This is a genomic window from Methylobacter tundripaludum SV96 (assembly GCF_000190755.2).
Classification (GTDB): domain Bacteria; phylum Pseudomonadota; class Gammaproteobacteria; order Methylococcales; family Methylomonadaceae; genus Methylobacter_A; species Methylobacter_A tundripaludum.
Window position 1 is genome coordinate 960,477 of sequence record NZ_JH109153.1, and the last position, 21,852, is coordinate 982,328.

Annotated in this window: 18 protein-coding genes and 3 tRNA genes; 3 read left to right on the forward strand and 18 right to left on the reverse strand. The window is 45.7% G+C overall.

The window, feature by feature from the left end; translation table 11 throughout:
- Positions 1-57 precede the first annotated feature (57 nt).
- The 3 genes from METTU_RS17105 to METTU_RS17115 form a co-directional block, all read right to left on the reverse strand.
- A complete protein-coding gene (locus tag METTU_RS17105; RefSeq protein ID WP_006893091.1) occupies positions 58-594 on the reverse strand; it encodes an REP-associated tyrosine transposase in 537 nt (178 codons plus the stop codon).
- Positions 595-706: 112 nt separating this feature from the next.
- Complete coding sequence (locus METTU_RS17110; RefSeq protein ID WP_006893092.1) at positions 707-1,684, reverse strand: ABC transporter permease; 978 nt, start codon at positions 1,682-1,684, stop codon at positions 707-709.
- A complete protein-coding gene (locus METTU_RS17115) occupies positions 1,681-3,879 on the reverse strand; it encodes an ABC transporter substrate-binding protein (protein ID WP_006893093.1) in 2,199 nt (732 codons plus the stop codon). Before METTU_RS17115 ends, METTU_RS17110 begins: the two co-directional genes overlap by 4 nt.
- 47 nt (positions 3,880-3,926) lie before the next feature.
- On the opposite strand from METTU_RS17115, the gene METTU_RS17120 reads away from it, so the two are divergent.
- Entirely contained in the window at positions 3,927-4,709 is a 783-nt protein-coding gene (locus tag METTU_RS17120; RefSeq protein ID WP_006893094.1) for an enoyl-ACP reductase FabI, read from the forward strand.
- Positions 4,710-4,773: 64 nt separating this feature from the next.
- On the opposite strand, the gene METTU_RS17125 is transcribed toward METTU_RS17120, so the two are convergent.
- From METTU_RS17125 to METTU_RS17165, 9 genes are all read right to left on the reverse strand, one after another.
- Positions 4,774-6,636, reverse strand: coding sequence for a SurA N-terminal domain-containing protein (locus tag METTU_RS17125; RefSeq protein WP_006893095.1), 1,863 nt, complete (start codon positions 6,634-6,636; stop codon positions 4,774-4,776).
- A gap of 78 nt (positions 6,637-6,714) precedes the next feature.
- Positions 6,715-6,791 (reverse strand) — tRNA-Asp (locus METTU_RS17130).
- A gap of 6 nt (positions 6,792-6,797) precedes the next feature.
- Positions 6,798-6,873, reverse strand: a tRNA-Val gene (locus METTU_RS17135).
- Positions 6,874-6,886: 13 nt separating this feature from the next.
- Positions 6,887-7,159 carry an HU family DNA-binding protein gene (locus METTU_RS17140; RefSeq protein ID WP_006893096.1) on the reverse strand — a complete coding sequence of 91 codons (273 nt, stop codon included), beginning with the start codon at positions 7,157-7,159 and terminating at the stop codon, positions 6,887-6,889.
- Positions 7,160-7,353: 194 nt separating this feature from the next.
- Positions 7,354-9,786, reverse strand: a complete 2,433-nt coding sequence (gene lon / locus METTU_RS17145; RefSeq protein WP_006893097.1) for an endopeptidase La — start codon at positions 9,784-9,786, stop codon at positions 7,354-7,356.
- 161 nt (positions 9,787-9,947) lie between these two features.
- Complete coding sequence (clpX, locus tag METTU_RS17150) at positions 9,948-11,222, reverse strand: ATP-dependent Clp protease ATP-binding subunit ClpX (RefSeq protein WP_006893098.1); 1,275 nt, start codon at positions 11,220-11,222, stop codon at positions 9,948-9,950.
- An 87-nt stretch (positions 11,223-11,309) separates the two neighbouring features.
- Positions 11,310-11,957, reverse strand: a complete 648-nt coding sequence (gene clpP, locus METTU_RS17155) for an ATP-dependent Clp endopeptidase proteolytic subunit ClpP (RefSeq protein ID WP_006893099.1) — start codon at positions 11,955-11,957, stop codon at positions 11,310-11,312.
- Positions 11,958-11,966: 9 nt separating this feature from the next.
- Entirely contained in the window at positions 11,967-13,262 is a 1,296-nt protein-coding gene (tig, locus tag METTU_RS17160) for a trigger factor (RefSeq protein ID WP_006893100.1), read from the reverse strand.
- A 109-nt stretch (positions 13,263-13,371) separates the two neighbouring features.
- Positions 13,372-13,456, reverse strand: a tRNA-Leu gene (locus METTU_RS17165).
- A 208-nt stretch (positions 13,457-13,664) separates the two neighbouring features.
- Here METTU_RS17165 and METTU_RS17170 point away from each other — a divergent pair.
- Positions 13,665-13,916 carry a hypothetical protein gene (locus tag METTU_RS17170; RefSeq protein WP_006893101.1) on the forward strand — a complete coding sequence of 84 codons (252 nt, stop codon included), beginning with the start codon at positions 13,665-13,667 and terminating at the stop codon, positions 13,914-13,916.
- A gap of 1 nt (position 13,917) precedes the next feature.
- On the opposite strand, the gene METTU_RS17175 is transcribed toward METTU_RS17170, so the two are convergent.
- The 6 genes from METTU_RS17175 to METTU_RS17200 all read right to left on the reverse strand — a co-directional run bounded on the left by METTU_RS17175 (position 13,918) and on the right by METTU_RS17200 (position 19,853).
- A complete protein-coding gene (locus tag METTU_RS17175; protein WP_006893102.1) occupies positions 13,918-14,772 on the reverse strand; it encodes a radical SAM protein in 855 nt (284 codons plus the stop codon).
- A gap of 114 nt (positions 14,773-14,886) precedes the next feature.
- Positions 14,887-15,702, reverse strand: coding sequence for a formylmethanofuran dehydrogenase subunit C (locus tag METTU_RS17180; protein WP_006893103.1), 816 nt, complete (start codon positions 15,700-15,702; stop codon positions 14,887-14,889).
- Entirely contained in the window at positions 15,699-16,595 is an 897-nt protein-coding gene (gene fhcD, locus METTU_RS17185; protein WP_006893104.1) for a formylmethanofuran--tetrahydromethanopterin N-formyltransferase, read from the reverse strand. Before fhcD ends, METTU_RS17180 begins: the two co-directional genes overlap by 4 nt.
- Positions 16,592-16,888 carry a CCDC90 family protein gene (locus METTU_RS17190; protein WP_006893105.1) on the reverse strand — a complete coding sequence of 99 codons (297 nt, stop codon included), beginning with the start codon at positions 16,886-16,888 and terminating at the stop codon, positions 16,592-16,594. The genes fhcD and METTU_RS17190 overlap by 4 nt, the downstream gene beginning before the upstream one ends.
- A gap of 28 nt (positions 16,889-16,916) precedes the next feature.
- Complete coding sequence (locus METTU_RS17195; protein WP_006893106.1) at positions 16,917-18,584, reverse strand: formylmethanofuran dehydrogenase subunit A; 1,668 nt, start codon at positions 18,582-18,584, stop codon at positions 16,917-16,919.
- 9 nt (positions 18,585-18,593) lie between these two features.
- Entirely contained in the window at positions 18,594-19,853 is a 1,260-nt protein-coding gene (locus METTU_RS17200) for a formylmethanofuran dehydrogenase subunit B (protein WP_006893107.1), read from the reverse strand.
- Positions 19,854-20,714: 861 nt separating this feature from the next.
- Between METTU_RS17200 and METTU_RS17205 the strand changes: the two genes are divergently transcribed.
- The gene (locus METTU_RS17205) at positions 20,715-21,848 is read left to right on the forward strand and encodes an exopolysaccharide biosynthesis polyprenyl glycosylphosphotransferase (RefSeq protein WP_006893109.1); all 1,134 of its coding nucleotides are present in this window, start codon (positions 20,715-20,717) and stop codon (positions 21,846-21,848) included.
- Positions 21,849-21,852 lie beyond the last annotated feature (4 nt).

The following is a 21,852-nucleotide window of genomic DNA, read 5'->3' on the forward strand; positions in this document are numbered from 1 at the left end:
GAACTCCATTTTAAATGACGGACGCCTAAGTCGGAGTCCAAAGCTGGCTTTGGACAGTTAAAAATCATCTTCTTGCAACACCATTTTTTGATAGCCGTCATTGTCTTTAAATTGTTTAGCCAGCTTTTCCCGTCCCGATTGCGCTAACCGTTGATGAAAACTGGAAAACGGGTAATCGTGTAAATTGTCACAGTAGCCATGCTTGACTGGGTTAATCAGCAAATAATTCAACCGCAGCATGTAATCCTTTTCATCACGCGGACAATAATCCCAAAAGTTCCACCAAACCGGTAGCTCACATGAACAATGCGCGTGAATAACATGACTGGTTATGCCATGAATTTTACGAAAAATATGACTTAAATCATCGCCCTTATTACTCACGCCTAGCAGATGATAATGGTTATCCAGAATCACCCAGTCGTTTAACGTCCAATTTTTCTCACGAAAGCAATCCTGAATCGTCTCAAGTAAGTGCTGCTTAATGGCATTGTCTGCTAATAGCGGTCTTTTTTGGTAAATGGCGCTGGTGACGAAATAAGGCGTATTATCCAAAAATAAATGCGCTGGCGTATGTAAGCTTTTCTTTAGCATCGCAGAACCTTTACAAATCGTTCAAAGCCAGCTTTGAACTCCGACTAAATAACTGAATACGTGTTAAACCACCGGTGGAGTTCAAAGCTGGCTTTGAACAATACCCAAATCATTACGACAACCTCACGCGCGGATCAACCAGGGTATAGGAAATATCTGTCAACAACAGCCCGATCACATATAACACCGAACCCAGAAAAACCATCGCGCGAACGATCGCAAAATCCTGGCTGTTGATCGCGTCTATGGTGTAACTGCCTAAACCGGGAATGCTGAAAAACGATTCCATGATTAAGCTGCCCATGAATAACAGCGGCAACACCACCACAACGCCGGTCAAAATGGGAATCATCGCATTGGGCAACACATGCTGGAACAGGGTTTGGGTTTCTGACAGCCCCTTGGCTCTTGCGGTGCGCACATAGTCTTTTTCGACTTCTTCCAAAAACAAGGTCCGGTACCAGCGTGCGCCTGAACCTATGCCTGAAAACACGCCGATCAACACCGGCAAGATCAGGAATTTGATCGCCGCCATGCCGTCGTCATAGCCGGAAATGGGCACCAGCCTTAATATCTTGCCGATGAAAAACTGCCCGCCGATGATGTAAAACAGCGAGGAAATCGACATCAAAATCACGCACAGCACGATGCCTGCATGCTCCAGATAACTGTTGCGGAACAATACCATTAGCAGCGCAAAACAAATATTCACCAGCAGGCCGACAATCAACGTCGGCAACGCCACGGCAAGACTGGGCCAGGCGCGTTCTTTAATGTCCGCACCGATATTCCGGCCGCTATCGGACACGCCGAAACGAAACAAAAACAAGCCGACCGATTTTTGATAAAAAATGGTGTCGGTTATTTTTTTCTCGCCTTGCGCGTCAGAATTCCAGAGCAGCGGCACATCGTAGCCGTGTTGCTGTTTCCAGTTGGCGATGGATTGCTCGGTAACGTGCTTTTGCCCCAGCTGCATCCGCGCCATATCGCCCGGGCTGTTGACGACGAAGAACAGGACGAACGTTAAAATATTGACGCCCATCAACAATGGCAGGCTGTATAAAAGTCGCCGGATAATATATTGGGTCATCGCTTGGTTTCCTTAACGCGTCGGCGGTAGGCATTAACCGCCGGAATCAACATCAGCACAAATACCACGCCGCCCAGCACCAAAGGCCAAAACACCGGCTCGTTCCATTGCTGCCTTTTTTCGGCACGGGCGGCCGTATCGATGCGAGTATATTTAAGCTGGTTATTCGCCATCAGATTCGGCTTAAGGTTTTTGTACCAGCTGTGAAACAACGCAAAATTCTTCGGATGAAAGCCGAAAATCCACGGCGCGTCATGACGCGCTATTTCCTGGAGTTGTTGAATAATCCGGTAGCGTTGCTCGCTGTTATCCATGTTGCGCATTTGCTCGAATAAACGGTCGAATTCAGGGTTATGATAATTGGCGGCATTTTCGCCGCCGTATTGCACCTTGGAATTTGCACCGTACAGCAGGAAAAAGAAGTTTTCGGGGTCGGGATAATCGGCATTCCAGCCCCACACAAAGAGCTGGGCGTTACCGGTGCGCATTTTTTCCTGGAATCGATTGTAGTCGGTGGCGCGTATCACCAGTTTGATGCCCAGCTTTTCAAATTGCTTGCGATACCAGTTCATCCTGGGGCGATCGTCAACACTGGTGGCGGTGGTATCGAAATACAAAATCAGGGCTTCTTTGGTTTTGGGGTCTATGCCGCCGGCATAACCGGCTTCGGCCATCAGTTGCCGCGCGGCATCGATTTTTTTGCGCTGCGCCTTGCCATCCAGCCAATCGTAAATATAAGGATTGATACCTTCTTTAGACTCCGCAAACCCGTAGATGCCAGGCGGTAAAACGCCTTGCGCCGCGACGCCGCGGCCATTCATGAAAATAGAGATAAACTCTTCATAATCAACTGCGATAGCAATAGCCTGCCGCAACTTTCTGGCCTGCTCGGTTGCACCGCCCACGGTGGCGTCAAGCATATTAAAGCCCATGTAAAAACTGGAAGTGGTCACCGAAGTTTGCAACTGGATGCCTTTTTCCAGCAGGGTCGGCGTCAGCGCCACGCCACCGCTGCCGGTAAATTGTATGGCCTGATCGAAACTGTCCGAGGCAATACCCGACGCATCGTAATAACCTTGCAAAAATTTGGTCCAATAGGGAATGGTTTCTTTTTCCAGCATGAAAACCACTTTATCGATAAACGGCAGTTGTTTTCCGGCATCAGTCAGCAGGCCTTTTTGTTTGTCTTCCGGCTCGCCTTCGGTCGGATAGGTTTCGAGATGAAACAGCGGGTTTTTTAAAAGGATCATGCGCCGGTTCGGGTTATTCTCCGCCATCAGGTAAGGCCCGGTGCCTATCGGAAACCAGTCCAGCGTAATGTTTTTGTCGGCAAGTCCCGCCTGGTCGTAAAACACATCGGCTTCCCACGGCATCGGCGAGAAAAACGGCATGGCTAACCAATAGATAAATTGCGGATATTTACCTTTAATGCGAATCCGGTATTGATAACGGCTTAGTGCTGTTACACCGGCTATCGGCAAATTTCTAATCGCCGTCTTGGGTTTATCTTTGACCTGTCTGGAAAAATTGTCAAAGCCGACAATATAGTTTTTCATGATTTCGGCTATCGGCGACTGAATTTTGGGATGCGCCAGACGCTTGATCTGGTACACATAATCTTCGGCGGTGAGTTCACGCGAGCCAGTAATATTAAAATCATTCAACGACGTAGCGGCCTTGATTTGCGCTGTGCTTAACTGATGATATTCATAATCGCCCTGAGTGTTTGTAGCCAGCGCGGGGTGCGGTTGGTAGCGGATACCATGCTGGATTTCAATCATATAATCAGTAAATGCAATGTCGTTGTCATTTGCGCCCTGCTCCAGTTTGTCGCCTTTCTGGTTCAGATAAATAACTTCAGGCATGCGGGTAGCGGTTAGCGGTACCACTTGATAAGGCCTTTTCAGGTAATGATATTGAAACGGCGGCTCGTAAATCTGCGCGATAAAGGCATATTCGTTGGAACTGTAAGCTACAGCCGGATCCATATGCTTGGGCCGCTCTGAAAATGATTCATACAAAATCACCTGTTTGTCCTCATCTTCCGGATAAGGGTTATTAGGTTGTGCGGATGCCCACGCCGCGCACGAATACGAGGCCGCCCAAAATATGACCGACAACATCAGAACTAATACGCGAGCTTTGCAGGTTTGCATCTTCATAGACAAAAGACTGGACATCAATAAAAGGGTCATAGATACTTGAAACTCTATTGTAACAACAAAAACATTGGGAGATGATAATGGGTTTTATGCAGGGCAAACGAGTCTTGATTGTGGGTTTAGCCAGTAACCGTTCAATTGCATGGGGCATTGCTCAAGCCATGCACCGCGAAGGCGCTGAATTAGCCTTTACCTTTCAAAATGAAAAGCTGCAAAGTCGCGTCGAAGAAATGGCTGGGCAATGTAATTCCAACATTACCATTGAATGCGATGTCAGCATTGATGAGCATATCGACACGGTATTTAACAAGCTGGGCGAACACTGGGACGGCTTGGATTGTATCGTGCATTCGGTCGCTTATGCGCCCCGCGACGCACTGAATGGTGATTATGTTGATGTCACCACCCGCGAAAACTTTAAGATTGCCCATGACATCAGCTCCTACAGCTTTACCGCTCTGGCAAAAGCCGGACGCGCGATGATGCAAGGCCGTAACGGTTCTCTTTTAACCCTGACTTATTTAGGCGCCGACCGGGCGATTCCTAACTACAATGTCATGGGTGTCGCTAAAGCCAGCCTGGAAGCCAATGTCCGCTATATGGCTGTGGCCTTGGGCGCCGAAGGTACGCGCGTTAATGCGATTTCAGCAGGGCCAATCAGAACGCTTGCCGCATCGGGTATTAATGACTTTAAATCCATGCTTAACAAAGCGGCCGATACGGCACCGCTGAAGAAAAACGTAACCATTGAAGAAGTCGGCAATGCGGCGGCATTTATGTGTTCCGATCTGGCTTCGGGTATTACCGGCGAAATCACTTTTGTCGATTGCGGCTATAACATTGCCGGTTTAGCGGCATCTTAAAGCAATAATTTTGACACAAAAAAGGGAGCTTTAAGCTCCCTTTTTTATTTCCGGTTCAGCAGTTTTACTTAGGCGCCTTCACCGATATATCGGCTTCTGCCTGCAAACTGTTTATCAACGCATTAAATTCAGTCTGACCGAAAGCTTTGGCGATATTCTTGGTCGCCAGTTCCATTTGCTTCTTGTCATCCTCAGTCATCACGCCTTCTTTTACTTTTGACAGACTCACCACCACTTGTTCGCCGGCGGGCAATTCGGCAATAAAGACAGTCGGCTTGCCGCCAACAGGTTTAGCCGCCTTGAAAATCGCCTGACTCAACGGCAACGGCACATCTTCCTTGCTGCGCGTTAATCCTGCAACTGTCTTTACTTGCAATTTATTTTCAGCCGCAACAGTTTGAATGGACTCGCCTGCCTGTAATCTGGTCTTGATCTTTTTAGATGTTTCAATAGCCTGTTGTTTAGCTTTATCAGACAACAATACAGCGACTATGTCCTTCTTAACATCGCTTAGCTCTCGCGCAGCAGCTGGCTTGTGCTCCAACATTCGCAATACAACCAGGCGATCGGTTCCCAATTCTATGGGGGTACTGTTGTTACCCTGCAGAACTTCTTCGGTAAAGGCAGCGTTACGAATTTTTTCGTCAGCTGCAATGCTGTCACCTTTATCTTTAGTGAACAACGCTGATTTCTTAATGGTGACACCTAAAGCATCCGCCACTGTTTTCAGGTTGTCGGGGTTTTCATAACTCATTTCGGTTAAAGTTTCACCCGCCTCATAAAACGCGTTTTCTGCCTGGGCTTTCTGATAAGCCTTGGTGACTTCATTTTTAACTGACTCGAACGGTTTGATCTCTCCCGGCACTAACTCGGTTACCTTAATCAAGTGATAACCGAATGCCGATTTCACTGGATTCGATACTTCACCCAGCTTTAAAGCGCTTGCCGCATCTTCAAACGATTTCTCCATAACGCCTGCATTAAACAGGCCTAAATCTCCGCCTGTTTTAGCGGTTAATTTATCATCGGAAACTTCCGCCGCAACAGCTGCGAAGTCTTTATTTGCCAATTCTTTTTGCGCTTTTAAGGCTTTTTCCAACGCGGTCTTTTCGTCGACCTTATCATTAATTGCAAACAGTATATGGCTTATTTTTCTTCTCTCGGGAGTGGTGTATTGATCTTTTTGCTCTTCATAGAAGGCTTTCAACTTGTCATCGGTTACCGCTATAGTCTTGGCTATATCTTCAAGCGATAATTCTATGTACTCTACAGAAACCTGCTCAGGCGTTTGATACAAATCCTGATGCTGCTGATAATAGGCCGCTATTTCTTCCTCTGCGGGCTGTTCTGCCAACTTTTGTACCGCAACGGTGACATAATCCACATCGCGCTGTTGATTCTGGATTTTGAAAAAACTTTCAACATCGTATTTCGTTGCAAAACTGCTATCTATAATACTGCGCTGAAACTGTTCCATGATCAGCGCATTCTTGATTCTGTTTACAAACTCCCCGGAGGACATTTTTTGTAAATTGAGCATTGTCTTATACCGCTTGTCATCGAACTTACCGTCTACCTGAAAATAAGGCAGGGACTGTATAAATTCACGCGCGGCATCATCCGTTGTAACAAGGCCATTGGCATGCACATACTGCAATAAAACCTCATCCTTTATCAGTTTCTCTAGCGCTTGCGCCTTCAAAGTTTGCTCGTCAATCGTCATTCCTTGAAGATTCTGGCTATATTGTTCATAAGCCTTGTTAACATCGCGCTGAAAAAAATCCTTATCGCCTACGGAAGCGACAGGGGCTTCTTCCCCGGTGTCCAGATAATTCTGAATACCCCATAAAGCAAAAGGCACACAAATTATTATCAAAATACCCCATGCAAAAGCACCTTGTGCTTTTTCTCTAATCTTTGTCAGCATAGCTCTGTCCTAAAGAAACAACTTAAATTTTAATCAAAAAAAAAGCCCCGAACCAATCGATCCGGAGCTTTTTGATTTTGGCGGAGTGGACGGGGCTCGAACCCGCGACCACCGGCGTGACAGGCCGGTATTCTAACCAACTGAACTACCACTCCAAAGTCTGGTGGGTGCTGAGGGGTTCGAACCCCCGACCCTCGCCTTGTAAGGGCGATGCTCTCCCGGCTGAGCTAAGCACCCGACTAAAGAAATCCTAGTTTACAGCATCTTTTAAAGATTTACCAGCTTTAAATGAAGGAATTTTTGCAGCTTTAATAGTAATCTCAGCTCCAGTCTGTGGATTACGTCCTTTACGCTCCGCTCTTTCTTTTACGGCATAGGTTCCAAATCCAACTAAAGCGACCGAATCACCGCTGCTCAATGCTTTTGTCACTGCACCAATAAAGCCATCCAATGCACGACCCGCGTCCGCTTTAGTTAATTCAGCAGATTCTGCTATAGCGTCAATAAGTTCCGATTTATTCATTATTCCCCCTTAGGAAGTCATTTTTAAAGTTATATTCTAGAAGACCAGCGTGATAATTCTTATATCCCATCGTCAGCGACACAAGAAACACCTGTATTTATAACAACTGCACTTACGCAGTGTCAAGCACTAACCACCCCGGAAGCCATGATTTTTGCGGTTTTGCCAACTTTCCCGACAAAACCGCAAACTGATTAATGAGCGGTTAGACCTTGTTTTATTACTTTAACCGCCTCAGCTTCATTTTTTCCTTGTTCTTCGACGCCCATTTTTTCAACGGGAACCGGCATATATTGCAAAGCGACTTCCAACACTTCATCTATCCAATGAACTGGCTTTATCTCCAGGTTTTTCTTGATATTTTCCGGTATCTCCGCCAGATCTTTTTCATTCTCGGCAGGAATCAAAACCGTTGTTATTCCACCGCGATGAGCCGCCAGAAGCTTTTCTTTCAAGCCCCCGATAGGCAGCACTTCACCTCGTAAGGTAATTTCACCGGTCATAGCTACACAAGCTCGAACAGGTATCTTGGTCAAGGCGGAGATAATGGCTGTACACATCCCGACACCGGCACTCGGGCCATCTTTTGGCGTCGCACCTTCGGGCACGTGTATATGTATATCATTCTTCTGGAACAGCTCATTATCAATACCCAGGACTTGTGATCGACTCCTGACCACAGTCATCGCCGCTTCAATGGACTCTTTCATCACATCGCCAAGCTTACCCGTTGCCGAATGCTTGCCTTTTCCCGGAATTACCGCCGTCTCAATAGTTAATAATTCCCCACCCACTTCTGTCCAGGCCAAACCGGTAACCTGTCCGACCTGATCTTTCTCTTCAGCAAGGCCGTAATGAAAACGTTTAACCCCCAAATATTTATCCAAATTTTCAGAATTGACTACAATTTTGGTTTTTCTCGGCTTCAACAACAAATCTTTAACGACTTTACGACAAATTTTCGAAATCTCCCGTTCAAGACTCCGGACACCCGCTTCCCGAGAATAATAACGAATCATATCCCTGACAGCGTCTTCCGTGATCTGAATTTCCCGTTCTTTAAGACCGTTATTTTTCACTTGTTTTGGAATCAAATACCGAATTGCGATATTGATTTTTTCGTCTTCCGTATAGCCGGCGATGCGTATAACTTCCATTCTATCCAGCAATGCCGGAGGAATATTCATCGTATTGGCCGTCGCAACAAACATCACATCAGATAAATCGAAATCCACCTCCAGATAATGATCTGAAAAAGTGTGATTCTGCTCGGGATCCAGCACTTCCAATAAAGCCGACGCAGGGTCCCCTCTAAAATCGGCCGCCATTTTGTCGATTTCATCGAGCAAAAACATTGGATTGCGCGTTTTCACTTTAGCCAGATTCTGCAAAATCTTGCCCGGCATAGAGCCAATATAAGTTCGACGATGCCCGCGAATTTCCGCCTCATCACGCACGCCCCCCAAAGCCATGCGCACATAGCTGCGGTTGGTTGCTCTGGCAATGGACTCGCCCAGCGAGGTTTTACCTACGCCCGGAGGCCCTACCAAGCACAAAATCGGCCCCTTGAGCTGCTTCACCCGTTGCTGAACGGCAAGATACTCAAGAATACGCTCCTTAACCTTATCCAAACCATAATGCTCTGCCTCCAATACCTGCTCTGCAAGCTTTAAATCATGCCGTACTTTGGTTTTCTTCTTCCAAGGCACATTGACCATCCAGTCAATATAATTGCGCACCACGGTTGCTTCCGCTGACATAGGCGACATCTGCTTAAGCTTGTTAAGCTCTGCATCCGCCTTGGTTTTGGCCTCTTTTGACATGCCGGCGCTTTCAATTTTCTTAGCCAGCTCTTCAATTTCATTGGGCACATCATCCATATCCCCCAATTCTTTTTGAATCGCCTTCATTTGTTCATTCAGATAGTATTCCCTTTGATTTTTCTCCATTTGCTGCTTGACCCGCACACGGATTCTTTTTTCCATCTCCAGAAGGTCAACCTCCCCTTCCATTAACGTCATTAAATTTTCAAGACGCTTTTCAATATCTGCCGTTTCAAGAATAGCCTGCTTTTCATGAACCTTTAAAGTCATATGAGCCGCCATCGTATCGGCAAGCCGACTTGGGTCGTCAATACCCGACAGCGAGTTCAAAACTTCCGGCGGAATCTTGTTATTCAGTTTAACGTATTGATCAAATGAATTAATGACCGTTCGCTGCAATACATCCTGCTCTTGCTCGGTCAACTTTAAAACATCGTGAATTTCTGTCACCACGGCAGAAAAATAGCTTCCCGTTTCTTCATAGCGTAACACTTTGCTGCGCTGAATCCCTTCAACCAAAACCTTGACCGTTCCATCAGGCAATTTCAGCATCTGTAGAATATTAGCCAGAGTACCCACCTCATAAAGGTCAGCAATATCCGGCTCATCAACTTCCGCTTCTTTTTGCGCGACCAATAAAATCTGTTTATTGTCCTTCATCGCTGCATCTAAAGCATCAATCGATCGCTCCCTGCCGACAAACAAGGGAATTACCATATGCGGATAAACCACTACATCTCTGAGCGGCAAAACCGGAATCAGTACATTTATTTGTTGTATCTCTGTCATTTTGTGCGTTTCCATAAATGGAACCTTATAACAATTTTCTTGGAAAATAAGATTATGGGGACGTTAATTAAAATAGCAAGGAATCAGACTCAAAATTGTATCTTTGATTGTCCGGAGCATAAAAAAAGGGAGCTTTAAAAAATAAAAGCTCCCTTTTTATGATCCAGGAATAAATTTTAAGATTCAGCAGAGGCCTTTTTCTTTTCTGTTTCATAAACCAGAATAGGCTCTGACTCACCTAAAATAACACTACCGTCAACAACCACTTTGCAAATATTATCCGCAGACGGCAACTCATACATGGTGTTCAGCAAAACATTTTCAACAATTGTCCTTAATCCTCTCGCGCCTGTTTTTCTTTCCATCGCTTTACGAGCAATTGCGGTTAAGGAATCATCTCGAAATTCCAGTTCAGCGCCCTCCATCTCGAACAAATGCTTATATTGTTTAATCAACGCATTTTTAGGCTCGGTCAATATCTGCACCAGCGCTTTTTCATCCAGCTCTTCTAATGTCGCAATAACCGGAAGACGACCGACAAACTCAGGAATCAATCCGTATTTAATCAGATCTTCAGCCTCGACTTCGGCAAAGAGTTGTCCAATATTCTTAGATTCGTCTTTGGTTTTTATTTCGGCAGAGAAACCGATCCCGCCTTTTTCCGAGCGGTCTTTAATAACCCGATCCAAACCGGCAAAAGCACCTCCGACTATGAACAAGATATTAGCCGTGTTAACTTGCAAAAACTCCTGTTGAGGGTGCTTGCGTCCACCTTGAGGAGGAACCGAAGCGATAGTCCCTTCAATCAGCTTCAATAAAGCCTGCTGAACACCTTCGCCCGAAACATCACGGGTAATTGACGGGTTATCGGATTTTCTGGAAATCTTGTCGATTTCATCGATATAAACGATACCGCTTTCAGCCTTCTCTACATCATAATCACATTTTTGTAGAATTTTCTGAATGATGTTTTCTACATCCTCCCCCACATAACCAGCCTCTGTCAGCGTAGTTGCATCAGCGATGGTGAAAGGCACATCCAGCAATCGGGCCAAAGTCTCAGCCAGCAAGGTTTTTCCTGAACCGGTAGGACCGATCAGCAAAATATTGCTTTTGGCTAACTCAACCGTATCTTTTTTAGACTTACTGCGCAGACGCTTATAGTGATTATAAACAGCCACAGCCAAAATCTTTTTCGCATTTTCCTGCCCGATAACATAACTATCAAGCTCTTCTTTTATCTCTTTCGGCTTGGGCAACTCACCGCCACCAAAAGAAGAAGAATCATCCTGTAATTCGTCTTTTATAATATCATTACAAAGATCTACGCATTCATCACAGACATAAACTGATGGTCCTGCAATAAGCTTTCTGACCTCATGCTGACTTTTACCGCAAAAAGAACAATAAAGCAGTTTATCGTCATCTTTGCTGTTTTTGTCATTACTCATAAATTGGACTCCCGCAAACATCCAGAGATGATGTTTTTACTTTCGATTGGGCAAAGAATATATCGAAATACAAAAAAATACCAACCGTTATTTATCAGCAACAGTTGCTCGACTCAACAGCACCTGATCAATAAGACCATAGCTAACAGCATCATTTGCACTTAAGAAATTATCTCTGTCAGTGTCTTGCTGAACCTTTTCCATCGGCTGGCCTGTATGATCTGAAAGAATTTTATTCAGCTTTTCCCTGATCAACAGAATTTCTCTGGCATGAATATCAATATCAGAAGCCTGCCCCTGATAACCGCCTAACGGCTGATGAATCATCATTCTTGAGTGAGGCAAACAATAACGTTTGCCTTTTGCTCCGCCAGCCAGCAGCAATGCCCCCATGCTCGCAGCCTGACCAATACACATGGTACTGACATCAGGCTTAATAAACTGCATGGTGTCATAAATTGACATACCTGCGGTTACTGAACCTCCGGGTGAATTGATATATAAATGAATATCTTTATCAGGATTTTCCGATTCCAGAAAAAGCAACTGGGCAACAATCAGATTAGCGGAATAATCTTCAACCTGCCCTACCAAAAAAATTACCCGCTCTTTTAATAATCTTGAATAAATATCGAAAGAACGCTCACCTCGAGCAGTTTGCTCAATTACGATAGGTACCAAACCACCTGCTGCTTCAGGCGCCATCATTTGATTTCTTGCGTACTGGTTATACATCTGAACTCCTTACCCTTGTTTGCTCATCGCATCAGTAAAATTTATAGCTTCATCAGACACTTTTGCTCGCGCAACTAGCCAGTCGATAGTTTGGTTTTCCAAAACCATCTGCCGAACATCGTTCAATCGGCTTTCGTCGGAATAATACCACTCAACAACATCGCCAGGGCGTTCGTAGCTTTTCGCCATGTCTTCAATAGTAGAGCGTACTTTATTATCGTCCACTTTAATATCGTTTTTATGAATAATTTCACTCAAGATTAAACCCAACGCCACACGGCGCTTCGCCTGGTCTTCAAATGCATCTCTGGGCAGCTTCAAATCTTCCAGCTTCATTTTCTGTCTTTTGGCAGTCTCTATGTACGGTTTCATCATACTTTCGACTTCCTGATCGACCAATGTATTGGGAACGGCAATCTGAATTTTTTCATATAGCGCATTCATCACTGCGTTTTTCAGCTTGCCACGCAAGGCCTGTTCGAGCTCGCTTTCCAGATTACCTTTAATGTCTTCACGGAACGCATCCACCGAACCGTCAATACCGTACGCCTTGATAAAAGCGTCATCGATTTCCGGCAGCACAGACTCCTCTATACTGACGACCTCAACCTCAAACTTAGCCACTTTACCGGCTAGTTTTTCATTGCCATATTCTTCAGGAAAAGACACTTCAAAGGTTTTACTAGCGCCTGCCTTAAGGCCGATCAGATTTTCTTCAAAACCTGGAATCATTTGTTTCGCGCCGATTTCAACCTGATAGTTTTCTACTTTTCCGTCGGTAAAGTTTTCGTCTTCGGAAGCTCCCGAAAAACTAATCGTCGCACGGTCATGTTCCTGAGACGCGCGCTCAACAATAGTCCAACTTTTCTTTTGCGCCCTTAGCTTTTCAATCATACCGTCAACATCAACATCTTGAACGGTAGCAACAGGGCGCGATACTTCAATTTGCTCAACGCCTTCCAGCGATATTTCAGGATAGACTTCAAACTCAGCGGTATATTTGAAACCTTCGGCTTCATCTGACGAATGAATATGCGGATAGCCGGCGGGCCTTAAATCTTGTTCTTTCAATGCTTCAAAATAAGTAGATTCAACCAGATCCCCCGCTATTTCACCGCGAACCCGATCTCCATACATTTTCTTAATGACATGCTGGGGCACTTTACCCGGACGAAAGCCATCAACTTTAACTTCGCGCGCTAACGACTTTAAACGTGCCGCCATTTTTTCCTGAACGATCTCTTCAGGCACGCTAACAGTCATTTTTCTGCTTAATTCTGATGTCTTTTCGACAGAAACTTGCATTTCTTTACCTCAACTAAAATTTAAATAAGAATTTTTATAGAATACCGGTAAACGGCTCAAAAGAACTGAAGAGTTAACGATGAATCGCTAACTCTTATTATGAATTGGGTGGTGCGAATGGAGAGACTCGAACTCTCACAGGATAACCTACTGGAACCTAAATCCAGCGCGTCTACCAATTCCGCCACATTCGCACTTTAAATGAACTCGTAATTATATCCATAATTATACGAGCATAACAAGCTATAAATTCAAAAAAACCACACACATATAGTCGTTCGTCGTTTGAAAAAATGCTTTGTTATTCACATTTCTATTCTAAAACCACAATCCAATCTTTGCATATTACCCATATCGATGTAGTATTAGTTTGACGCCAATTCAATGTATAAGGGGTACGAAATGAGCATTACACCAACTACCAGCGCAGTCAATCTAATCAATACCGCTCAACAGAAATCAGCGGATGCTGCTCAAGTGATAGCTAAGCTGCCCATACAAAACAATGAAGTCGGCAGCTCAGAGTTCAAATCCGGCGACATCATCAAGCCAGTACTCAGTCTAAAAGAAGCTGAATTTGAAACCTCTGCCGCAGTTAAATTACTTGAAGCCGATAAAAAAACGATTGGCTCTTTGCTGGACATAAGCGCTTAAATTAACAGCTTACCAGCACATCAAAACCCAAGAGCCTGATTTCATCAGCAAATGCATTCAGCGTCTCTACAGGCGAGCTCTCCAGCCGATCGGACTCCGGCTGAAGAGACGGTCTCGCAATCGTATACAACATCACCCTCTTCAACAGACAACCCTTTGTTTTAATACGCCTCAACAAATCAAGAAATGCGCCCTTTTCCTTCGGGGACAAGCCTTGTTTATCGTAGTCCAATAAACATGTTTGCAATTTTGTCGGACACAGCTTTGCACAAAGCAACAGGTTATCCACGCTCGCCTGGCAACTTTGTCCTGCATTATTCATTAAAGCCCTACCCTCTTCCGTAGCGCTATCCAACTTAAACCAGACTTCTCCGCCATATTCCTTTAATTTTTTCAGGCCATTCTGAACGCTAGGTCGATGCACTAGACTACCGTTGGTAATCAACACAAAATTACTCTGGGGCAAAACCCCTGCTTCCGTCGCTACCCGCCCAATCAAAGCGACAGCCTTATCGAAGTCTTTTAAGCTGGTCGGCTCTCCATTGCCGGAAATAGCAATATCCTTAATGATTCGCTTGTCTTCATCAACCTCAAAGCGCTGATAGAAATCGCCATTCAACACGTCATCAAGAAAAAATCTCAGCTCGTCTTCCAATAGCTGAAAATCCAAATCCGGCGCGGCGCCGATTTTTAAATCAGGCACCTGACAATAAATGCAACGCCAGTTACAGGCGTTATTAATATTAAAATTGATGCCGATAGACAAGCCGCCTGCTCGCCTGGAAAGCACCGGATAGACATACTTCAACCCGGCAATATCCCTACTATGATTAGTTGTTGTTAATCTTGTTACCATAACTCTATTTGAATACAACCTTGAAAAAACAGACTGAAGGTATATTAGCGAACCCATAAAAAAGCCCCAGCTTTTATACTGAGGCTTTCATTCATCCCTAACCTAATATATTGATCAGCTTATTTTAACCAAAACCTCACCGCGCCCCATTTCCGACATATCGCCGGCATAACGCTGCACCCGGTTAAAGGCCGCCGAGTTATCGGCAAATTTGGAATCAAGCTTTTTAAATGATGCAAACAATATCGGTAAAAACGCCAAAGTATGCGCACCGCAATCATTAAATCTTGCCGATGCCTGCGGTTGATTCCATAACAATAACGTACCCCGGCGCATCGCAAAACCCAGATACCTGCCGGTCTGCCCCATTACCGCAATGGTACCCGCTGTCATCCTGGAGCCGCAATAATCACCGGCATTACCCTCAATCAGGATATTGCCGCGGCGCATATGGTCACCGGCACGCTCGCCCACATTACCTTTCACCAGAATAGTTCCGCCTTTCATACCCATTTTGTTGCCCGGCAAAGCCGCACCCAAAAAATCCCCGGCATTCCCGTTAATGACCAGCTCACCTTTTTTCATTTCGCAGGCCGCATAAAGACCGACATCGCCAGACACTTCAATCGCTCCTGATTTCATGCCTAAACCAAGATAAGCCCCCGCATCGCCTTCGACTGTTATACGCCCGCCCTCCAGCTCCTTACCGATAAAATCGAGTTTGCCAAAGCTGTTTTTTATCACGATATTTTGCGCATCAGTACCGGCAATGCTGAATATTTCATCTACCCGGATTTTACGCTTGCCATTCTGCAAGGTAATCGCGGCAATTTCAGCGAGCTCCAAATCAGCCAGTTTCTGACAAACCAGCGGCGACATATCCACGCGTTGATCAAGTCTTTGTTTCAGCGTAAAGGTTAAAGCGCTCATGCCATAATCTCCTGTAAGTGAAAGTGGAACGGTCCCAGCTTGCCACCGTAATTACCCGCACTAATGCGTTTGATACCATTCGAAGCACCTAAATCACAGACAGCCTGAATACCGACACGCATGGCTTTATCAATGTCTTCTTTGGTTAAACCGTCAATTACGATTTCCATGACCGATTCAATCTCCAGCGAAAGATCGGTTTTGGTCATGCCTTTTAGCGTCGGGCAGAAAGCATCATTGGTTGATGCGCCCAAAGCCGCATATTTTGAACCGACCTTGGAACCCGAACGCACCACGCCGCCAGGGAAAGGCATAATCACATTGGGGATTTTACGCATTTCTTCAATCGCCGCCTCGCAGGCGGCCAAGGCTTGCGGTTGCGATTCGGCCAACACTAAAAAATTGCCGCCGCCAATAGCATCGACTTGCCCTGTAGTCGCCTCGGTTAAAAACTCGCCATCCATCACTGGAATACGCCAATAACGCTTGCCGTCAATAAGCTTGGATACCTGAAAACCGTCGCCAAAATAACGCAGGTTTTTACCCAATGCTATCCGAGTACCGCCATCAATACCCGCAAACAGGGCCGAGGTCGGCGATGTTAATACGCACTGCCCCGCCCTCGTTTCAAGCTGCTTGGCCAAGCCTTTGCCGCCCATCGCAAAAATCATGATGGACACGCCGGGACGTCCGTCCGGGGTTTCAGAAGGATCAAGAACCCGCTCAATCCCAGCCTCACACCCACAGGCAATCACCGAAGTGGCAAATCCGGTCATGGCTTGGGCTGAAATCATCGCCCATTTTTCGTTTTGTGCGGTGATGATGGCGCGAGTAGCTTTCATCGGAAAGGCCTCGGCAAAGGTTGCGTCTATTGCTACACCGTTAATAATCATATTCCAGCGCTCAGTTTAATTAATAATGCGGCGATCAAGGCCGTTTGTAAAAATCCAGCTCCCACAATCCAGCGAACCAATTCAGCTTTAGTTTCAGCAATCTTTAACTCCAACGTTAATTCAGACTCTCTAATATCCTGTTTAGTCGCAGATTCGGACAAATGCAATTCAGATTGAAACTGCTCAAGCGCCAAACTTAGCGCTTCCACTTGAGCCCTCGCTTGTTCCTCGGGTATACCCGACTCTTTCAGCTTACGAATGTACGCGTAGGTATCAAAGGCTAATGTAGTCATTATTTATTACCCATAAAGCTGCAAATGATCATGCCACATCTCCTTTAAGCGGATGCACCGTCAGACTGCCGCGCCCATCCTCTGTTATTTCATCGTCACTGATTTTAAAGTTACCGAGCTTCATGGTCAGGAAGCGGTCAAAATATTTTTGCAAATCTTTTTCCAGCGATGCGTCAAACTCTGGTTTAACGACATGAGTCGTACCCCATTTGGTATGAATGACCTTGCCGTCAACAACCACTAATTCACCGTCTTTAAACACATAATCCGGCTTTTCAAACATAAGCTGCCGGTCGGCGTTGTCGGTATAAACGGTAATATCCGCCCAGTTACCGGCACTCAAGCCGCCGCGATCTTGCAGGCCGATCAACCTGGCCGCACCGGCACGGGTCATAATCGCAATTTCCTGCAAACTGTATTCGCGCTCAATCGATGCCAGAGTCGTCATTTTTTGCGCTTCGGGATGTATCGTGGACAACACATCGTTACGGAAACTTCTATCCATCAGCAAGCGTATCAAATGCGGATAACTGGTAAACGGCGCACCGTTGGGATGATCCGTAGTCAGGAAAATACGCCAAGGATCATCAACCAGCAAGAAAGTTTCCAGACCGATCGCCCATTGCAGCGCATTGACAAAATTCTTGTCTTTGTATTTGAACGGCACAACGCCACAACCGGCATCGCATTCAATATCCATGGTCACCCATTTATTCGGGCTGGCATGTTTGTGATTGGCATGCTGACGCATATTGTCGCCGGATGCGGTTACGGTTTGTCCAAACAGAATCTGCCCGACATCGATCGTGATGTTTTTGTTTTTATTGACGGCTTCGGCAATTGCCGCCGCACCCGATGAAAACTTGAAATCACCTTCCGTGCCGTAACTATGAAACTGAATATGCGTTAAATGCATCGGCAAGCCGCCTATGCCCTGAATGGTATCCAGCGTGGTATTCATGTTGCCGGGCACACCCAGGTTGCAGCCATGAACATGCAGAGGATGGGTAATGCCCAATTCCTTAACAGCGGTCGCCAGTGACTTTAAAATCTCTCTCGGCGTCACGCCGTAATGGCTGTTTTGCTCATCCAGCTCCAGTTTGCGCTGGTTAAATTTGAACGCACTGATACCGCCGGGATTAACGACTTTAACGCCAATCGCTTTAGCGGCCTGCATGGTAAAAGCAACATAATCATTAATCGCTTTCTGGTCTTTTTTAGCCGTCAGCATGCGCAGCAAATAATCGTCACTGCCCAACAACACATACCCGCCTTTATCCAGAATCGGAATATCGGCCATTTCCATGTGCGCCTGGCGTGCGTTGACCGGCAATACGGCTGGCTCAAAACCGGCGGTATAACCCATTTCCGCGTAACGATAACCGGTCACAAAAGTGCTGGGCATCGCATGGCCGCAGCCGGAACGGGTAATATCGGTGCGCGCAACGGGATCGGCGCGGTGATCTTCCGGCAACAAGGTTCTGGCGATATTGCCTTTGCCGCCGCCGATATGCGTGTGCATATCGATCGCGCCGGACATCACCACCTTGCCTTTTAAATCGTATTCCTTATCGACCTTAAAATCGCCGACCGGCTTGTCGACGATGCGTCCGTCCTGAATGTAAATATCCTGTTTCGCACCATCAATCCCGCTGGCAGGATCATAAACAGCCCCGCCTGTTAATTTAATCAACATACTATATTCCTACAAAGCTTGTTCAATGGCATTAAGCACGTCAGACGTACTGGGCAGGCCGGATTCGCGTAATTTCTTCAATCGTATCGCAACCACGTTATCCATACGATAAGCATGACCGACATGATCAATACCCGGTGTACCGACAGGAATGAACACGTCCGGTTCTTTTGCAAAGGTCATCCCGGAACGGCCCACCACAATAGTCGGCAAAGCGGTTTCCGGGGGTACGGCTTTAGCATTAAATGCCTGAACCCAAACCAAAGCATCGGCCTCGCCATTGCCCAGCAAAAAATTGGCATCATTCAAAAAGGGATCGTATTCTGGAAAGCCGCTGGAAAAACGGGTGCGCGCCGGATAACCGGTAGTCCATCCGCAAACCTGGTTAGCCGTCTGATCACCTTCTTTACCGCCTAACGGCAAACCGGAGCTACGGGTATTCCGGTCATTAATATCCTTAACCATTTCAGAAATGGTCTGCACCGTCAATTCGGCTTGGCTATAAGCCAACGCACCGGCCGCCCAGGTCACTACGCTATAGCTTGCCGCTTTTAATTTATCGGCAATACCCTGTAAATCGGCAACCGCAATACCGCCGACTGAATCGACCCGAATCGGATTGCCTTTAACCAGCGCCCTTAATACCGCGACAACATCCGGCAAGTCTTCGTTTGCGCATTCAAAAACCAGCGCTGTTTGGCCGTCAGGCGAAGTCGAGGCCGTACCGGAAGGCGCTTTACCTAAATAGATAACCTCACGCTTGGCTGTATCATCCATAAACATGGATTCTTTATTCCAGAGATAACGCTCAAAAAAGCGCGGCGAAAAACCTTCCAGATCGATGCCGACTACCAGTAACAAATCACAGCGGTTTTTTACTTCCGCCAGCGTCGTATTCATCCAGCCGGAATCCTGCAAGGCCAGGAAGTTGTTCCGTGCGCCGGTAAAATTCATATTATCGACCACAGCGCCGCTACGATCGGCCAATGCCAGCAACGCCCGCATGCCGTTGACATCCGTTGCACAACCGCCGATAACCGGTTGATTAGTATTTTTTAACAGCGCCGCCGCCTTTGCCACGGCCACATCCAGACTGACATCCTTACCATCGACTCTTGGACGGGTATCGGTAATCGCCTGTTCAAAAGCGGGCGTATTAACCGCACAGCCGTTTTCAACCACCTTAAGCGATACACCGTCAACCTGAATGGTCAGGTCATCCGTGCCGATACCGCAAAAAGGGCTAGGTACTTCAGTTATCTCAGCCATGGAGCTGTCCTTTTGTTAGTCACTAAGTGGGCGTTATTGTGACAGATGACCTCTATTCGTACAACTTTGGGGTTCGGTGCGACGGCGCCTTACACAACAACACGCCTCGCGTAAAACTGCCGCCGCCGCAAATCAACACGCCTCTCATGATTGCCACTCTGCCGCCATCAACACGCGCTGTTTTATTATGGGCCTGAACTTAATTCGACTTAATCTGGCAGCAATACATTAGATATGATTGTCGTGCCGACGCGTGTCCGCGGCCCGAATAACATGCCTTCGGGCGATTAATACTTCCACCCAATAAGTATTTCCACTAATTGTGCAAACGATTTGTTTCTTCTAACCTAAGCTCCATGCCAACGATTTTTCTGGTTAATGGATTAGAGCTCAATATTCGCCATTCATTGATTGACATATAGCACAACGACTTGGCGACATAAAACAACTTTAAATCAATAAGTTAAAACCGAATTTATCCTATGACGGTGATGTTTGTTTTTATAGCCATTTGATTGTTAATAATTACTTAAATAGGCACCGCTATGCTCATGTTCGTTCATTATGCAACCCTCAATCAACATAAATAACACTATATTTCAATGAGTTATAAAATGATAAATCTTAAGTTAAACGTGCTATTTGTTAGTCCGTCAACAAAGAATCAATGGCTTATGTCGATTTTCAACAAAGATCGCTTAAAGAAGTTAATTTTCATTGACCGTAATGTGTTGATTTTTACGCTTGCCTGTCACTCATGATAAGTTACTTTATTATTTCGTTATATATTGATTTATAAGACATTTTTAATAATAAAGCAAACCAAGTAACTACACTATAGTAAAGATATTGGGAATGAAAATGAAAATAAATGAATATTTATTAGCAGACCCTGGAACAGCCCCCGTACCACCCAATAATTCAAGCCAATATCGGGTTACTTCCGGTGAATTTTTTTATGATTTCTGTTTTCTCAAGCAGTTGCGTCTTGAGACGCTCCGGGCACAGCGGTCTAAATCCACGTTATCAATCATATTACTAACCCTTGATAAAGAGACCGATGCTGAATCTATTAATATGAATGAGATTTTAGGTGTTGTTCGGGAAAAAACACGAGACACCGACATTAGCGGCTTCGTTAACCATAAATCCCTATGCGTGCTTCTCCCCGATACAGACGAGACAGGAGCGAAAGAAATTTGCGCAAAATTAGTTAATGAAACGTCACAATTTTCTATTACTACCTCAAGTTATCCCGATCATATATTTGAAAGCCTGGCAAAAAACGGATGCGTTCGACCCGATGCTTTCCCTTTCGAACTGTGGGATTCAGGAGATGCACCGGATGCTTCATCGTTTAAATTTTTATTAAAAAGAGGTGTTGATATCGTAGGCTCGATTATCGGCATACTTGCTTTTATGCCTGTCATGTTAATTACAGCATTGGCTATCAAAGCAACTTCGCCGGGGCCTGTCATTTTCAGTCAAACCCGCCTGGGCAAGCAAGGCACCCCTTTCACATTCTACAAATTCCGATCCATGCATGTGAATATGGATAATCAAATACACCGTGAATACGTCCAAGACTTTATCAACGGTAATCACGCAAAAACCAATCAAGGGGACGCGGAAAAACCACTCTATAAAATCAAATCCGATCCCCGGATAACCAGGGTTGGAAAATTCATTCGAAAAACCAGTATCGATGAGCTGCCGCAGTTTTTTAATGTGTTAAAGGGAGACATGAGCCTGGTTGGACCAAGGCCGCCCCTTCCTTACGAAGCTGAGAAATACCAAGCGTGGCATCTCAGGCGAATACTGGAGATGAAGCCGGGAATCACCGGACTCTGGCAGGTAGAAGGACGCAGCAAAACAGAATGGAATGACTCGGTGAGGCTCGATATTCGATACATTCAGAACTGGTCTCTACTATTTGATTTAAAAATATTACTCAGAACGGTCAAGGAAGTTTTAAGGTGCAGAGGCGCCATGTAATGCG

Excerpts from the sequence above, each read along its gene's own strand:
- METTU_RS17105 (WP_006893091.1), bottom strand. The coding sequence starts at position 594 with ATGCTAAAGAAAAGCTTACATACGCCAGCGCATTTATTTTTGGATAAT.
- clpP (WP_006893099.1), bottom strand. The coding sequence starts at position 11,957 with ATGTATAACCAGTACGCAAGAAATCAAATGATGGCGCCTGAAGCAGCA.
- METTU_RS17125 (WP_006893095.1), bottom strand. The coding sequence starts at position 6,636 with ATGCTGACAAAGATTAGAGAAAAAGCACAAGGTGCTTTTGCATGGGGT.
- METTU_RS17190 (WP_006893105.1), bottom strand. The coding sequence starts at position 16,888 with ATGACTACATTAGCCTTTGATACCTACGCGTACATTCGTAAGCTGAAA.
- lon (WP_006893097.1), bottom strand. The coding sequence starts at position 9,786 with ATGGAAACGCACAAAATGACAGAGATACAACAAATAAATGTACTGATT.
- clpX (WP_006893098.1), bottom strand. The coding sequence starts at position 11,222 with ATGAGTAATGACAAAAACAGCAAAGATGACGATAAACTGCTTTATTGT.
- METTU_RS17115 (WP_006893093.1), bottom strand. The coding sequence starts at position 3,879 with ATGACCCTTTTATTGATGTCCAGTCTTTTGTCTATGAAGATGCAAACC.
- METTU_RS17195 (WP_006893106.1), bottom strand. The coding sequence starts at position 18,584 with ATGTTGATTAAATTAACAGGCGGGGCTGTTTATGATCCTGCCAGCGGG.
- METTU_RS17170 (WP_006893101.1), top strand. The coding sequence starts at position 13,665 with ATGAGCATTACACCAACTACCAGCGCAGTCAATCTAATCAATACCGCT.
- METTU_RS17110 (WP_006893092.1), bottom strand. The coding sequence starts at position 1,684 with ATGACCCAATATATTATCCGGCGACTTTTATACAGCCTGCCATTGTTG.
- METTU_RS17175 (WP_006893102.1), bottom strand. The coding sequence starts at position 14,772 with ATGGTAACAAGATTAACAACAACTAATCATAGTAGGGATATTGCCGGG.
- tig (WP_006893100.1), bottom strand. The coding sequence starts at position 13,262 with ATGCAAGTTTCTGTCGAAAAGACATCAGAATTAAGCAGAAAAATGACT.
- METTU_RS17120 (WP_006893094.1), top strand. The coding sequence starts at position 3,927 with ATGGGTTTTATGCAGGGCAAACGAGTCTTGATTGTGGGTTTAGCCAGT.
- fhcD (WP_006893104.1), bottom strand. The coding sequence starts at position 16,595 with ATGATTATTAACGGTGTAGCAATAGACGCAACCTTTGCCGAGGCCTTT.
- METTU_RS17205 (WP_006893109.1), top strand. The coding sequence starts at position 20,715 with ATGAAAATAAATGAATATTTATTAGCAGACCCTGGAACAGCCCCCGTA.
- METTU_RS17200 (WP_006893107.1), bottom strand. The coding sequence starts at position 19,853 with ATGGCTGAGATAACTGAAGTACCTAGCCCTTTTTGCGGTATCGGCACG.
- METTU_RS17180 (WP_006893103.1), bottom strand. The coding sequence starts at position 15,702 with ATGAGCGCTTTAACCTTTACGCTGAAACAAAGACTTGATCAACGCGTG.
- METTU_RS17140 (WP_006893096.1), bottom strand. The coding sequence starts at position 7,159 with ATGAATAAATCGGAACTTATTGACGCTATAGCAGAATCTGCTGAATTA.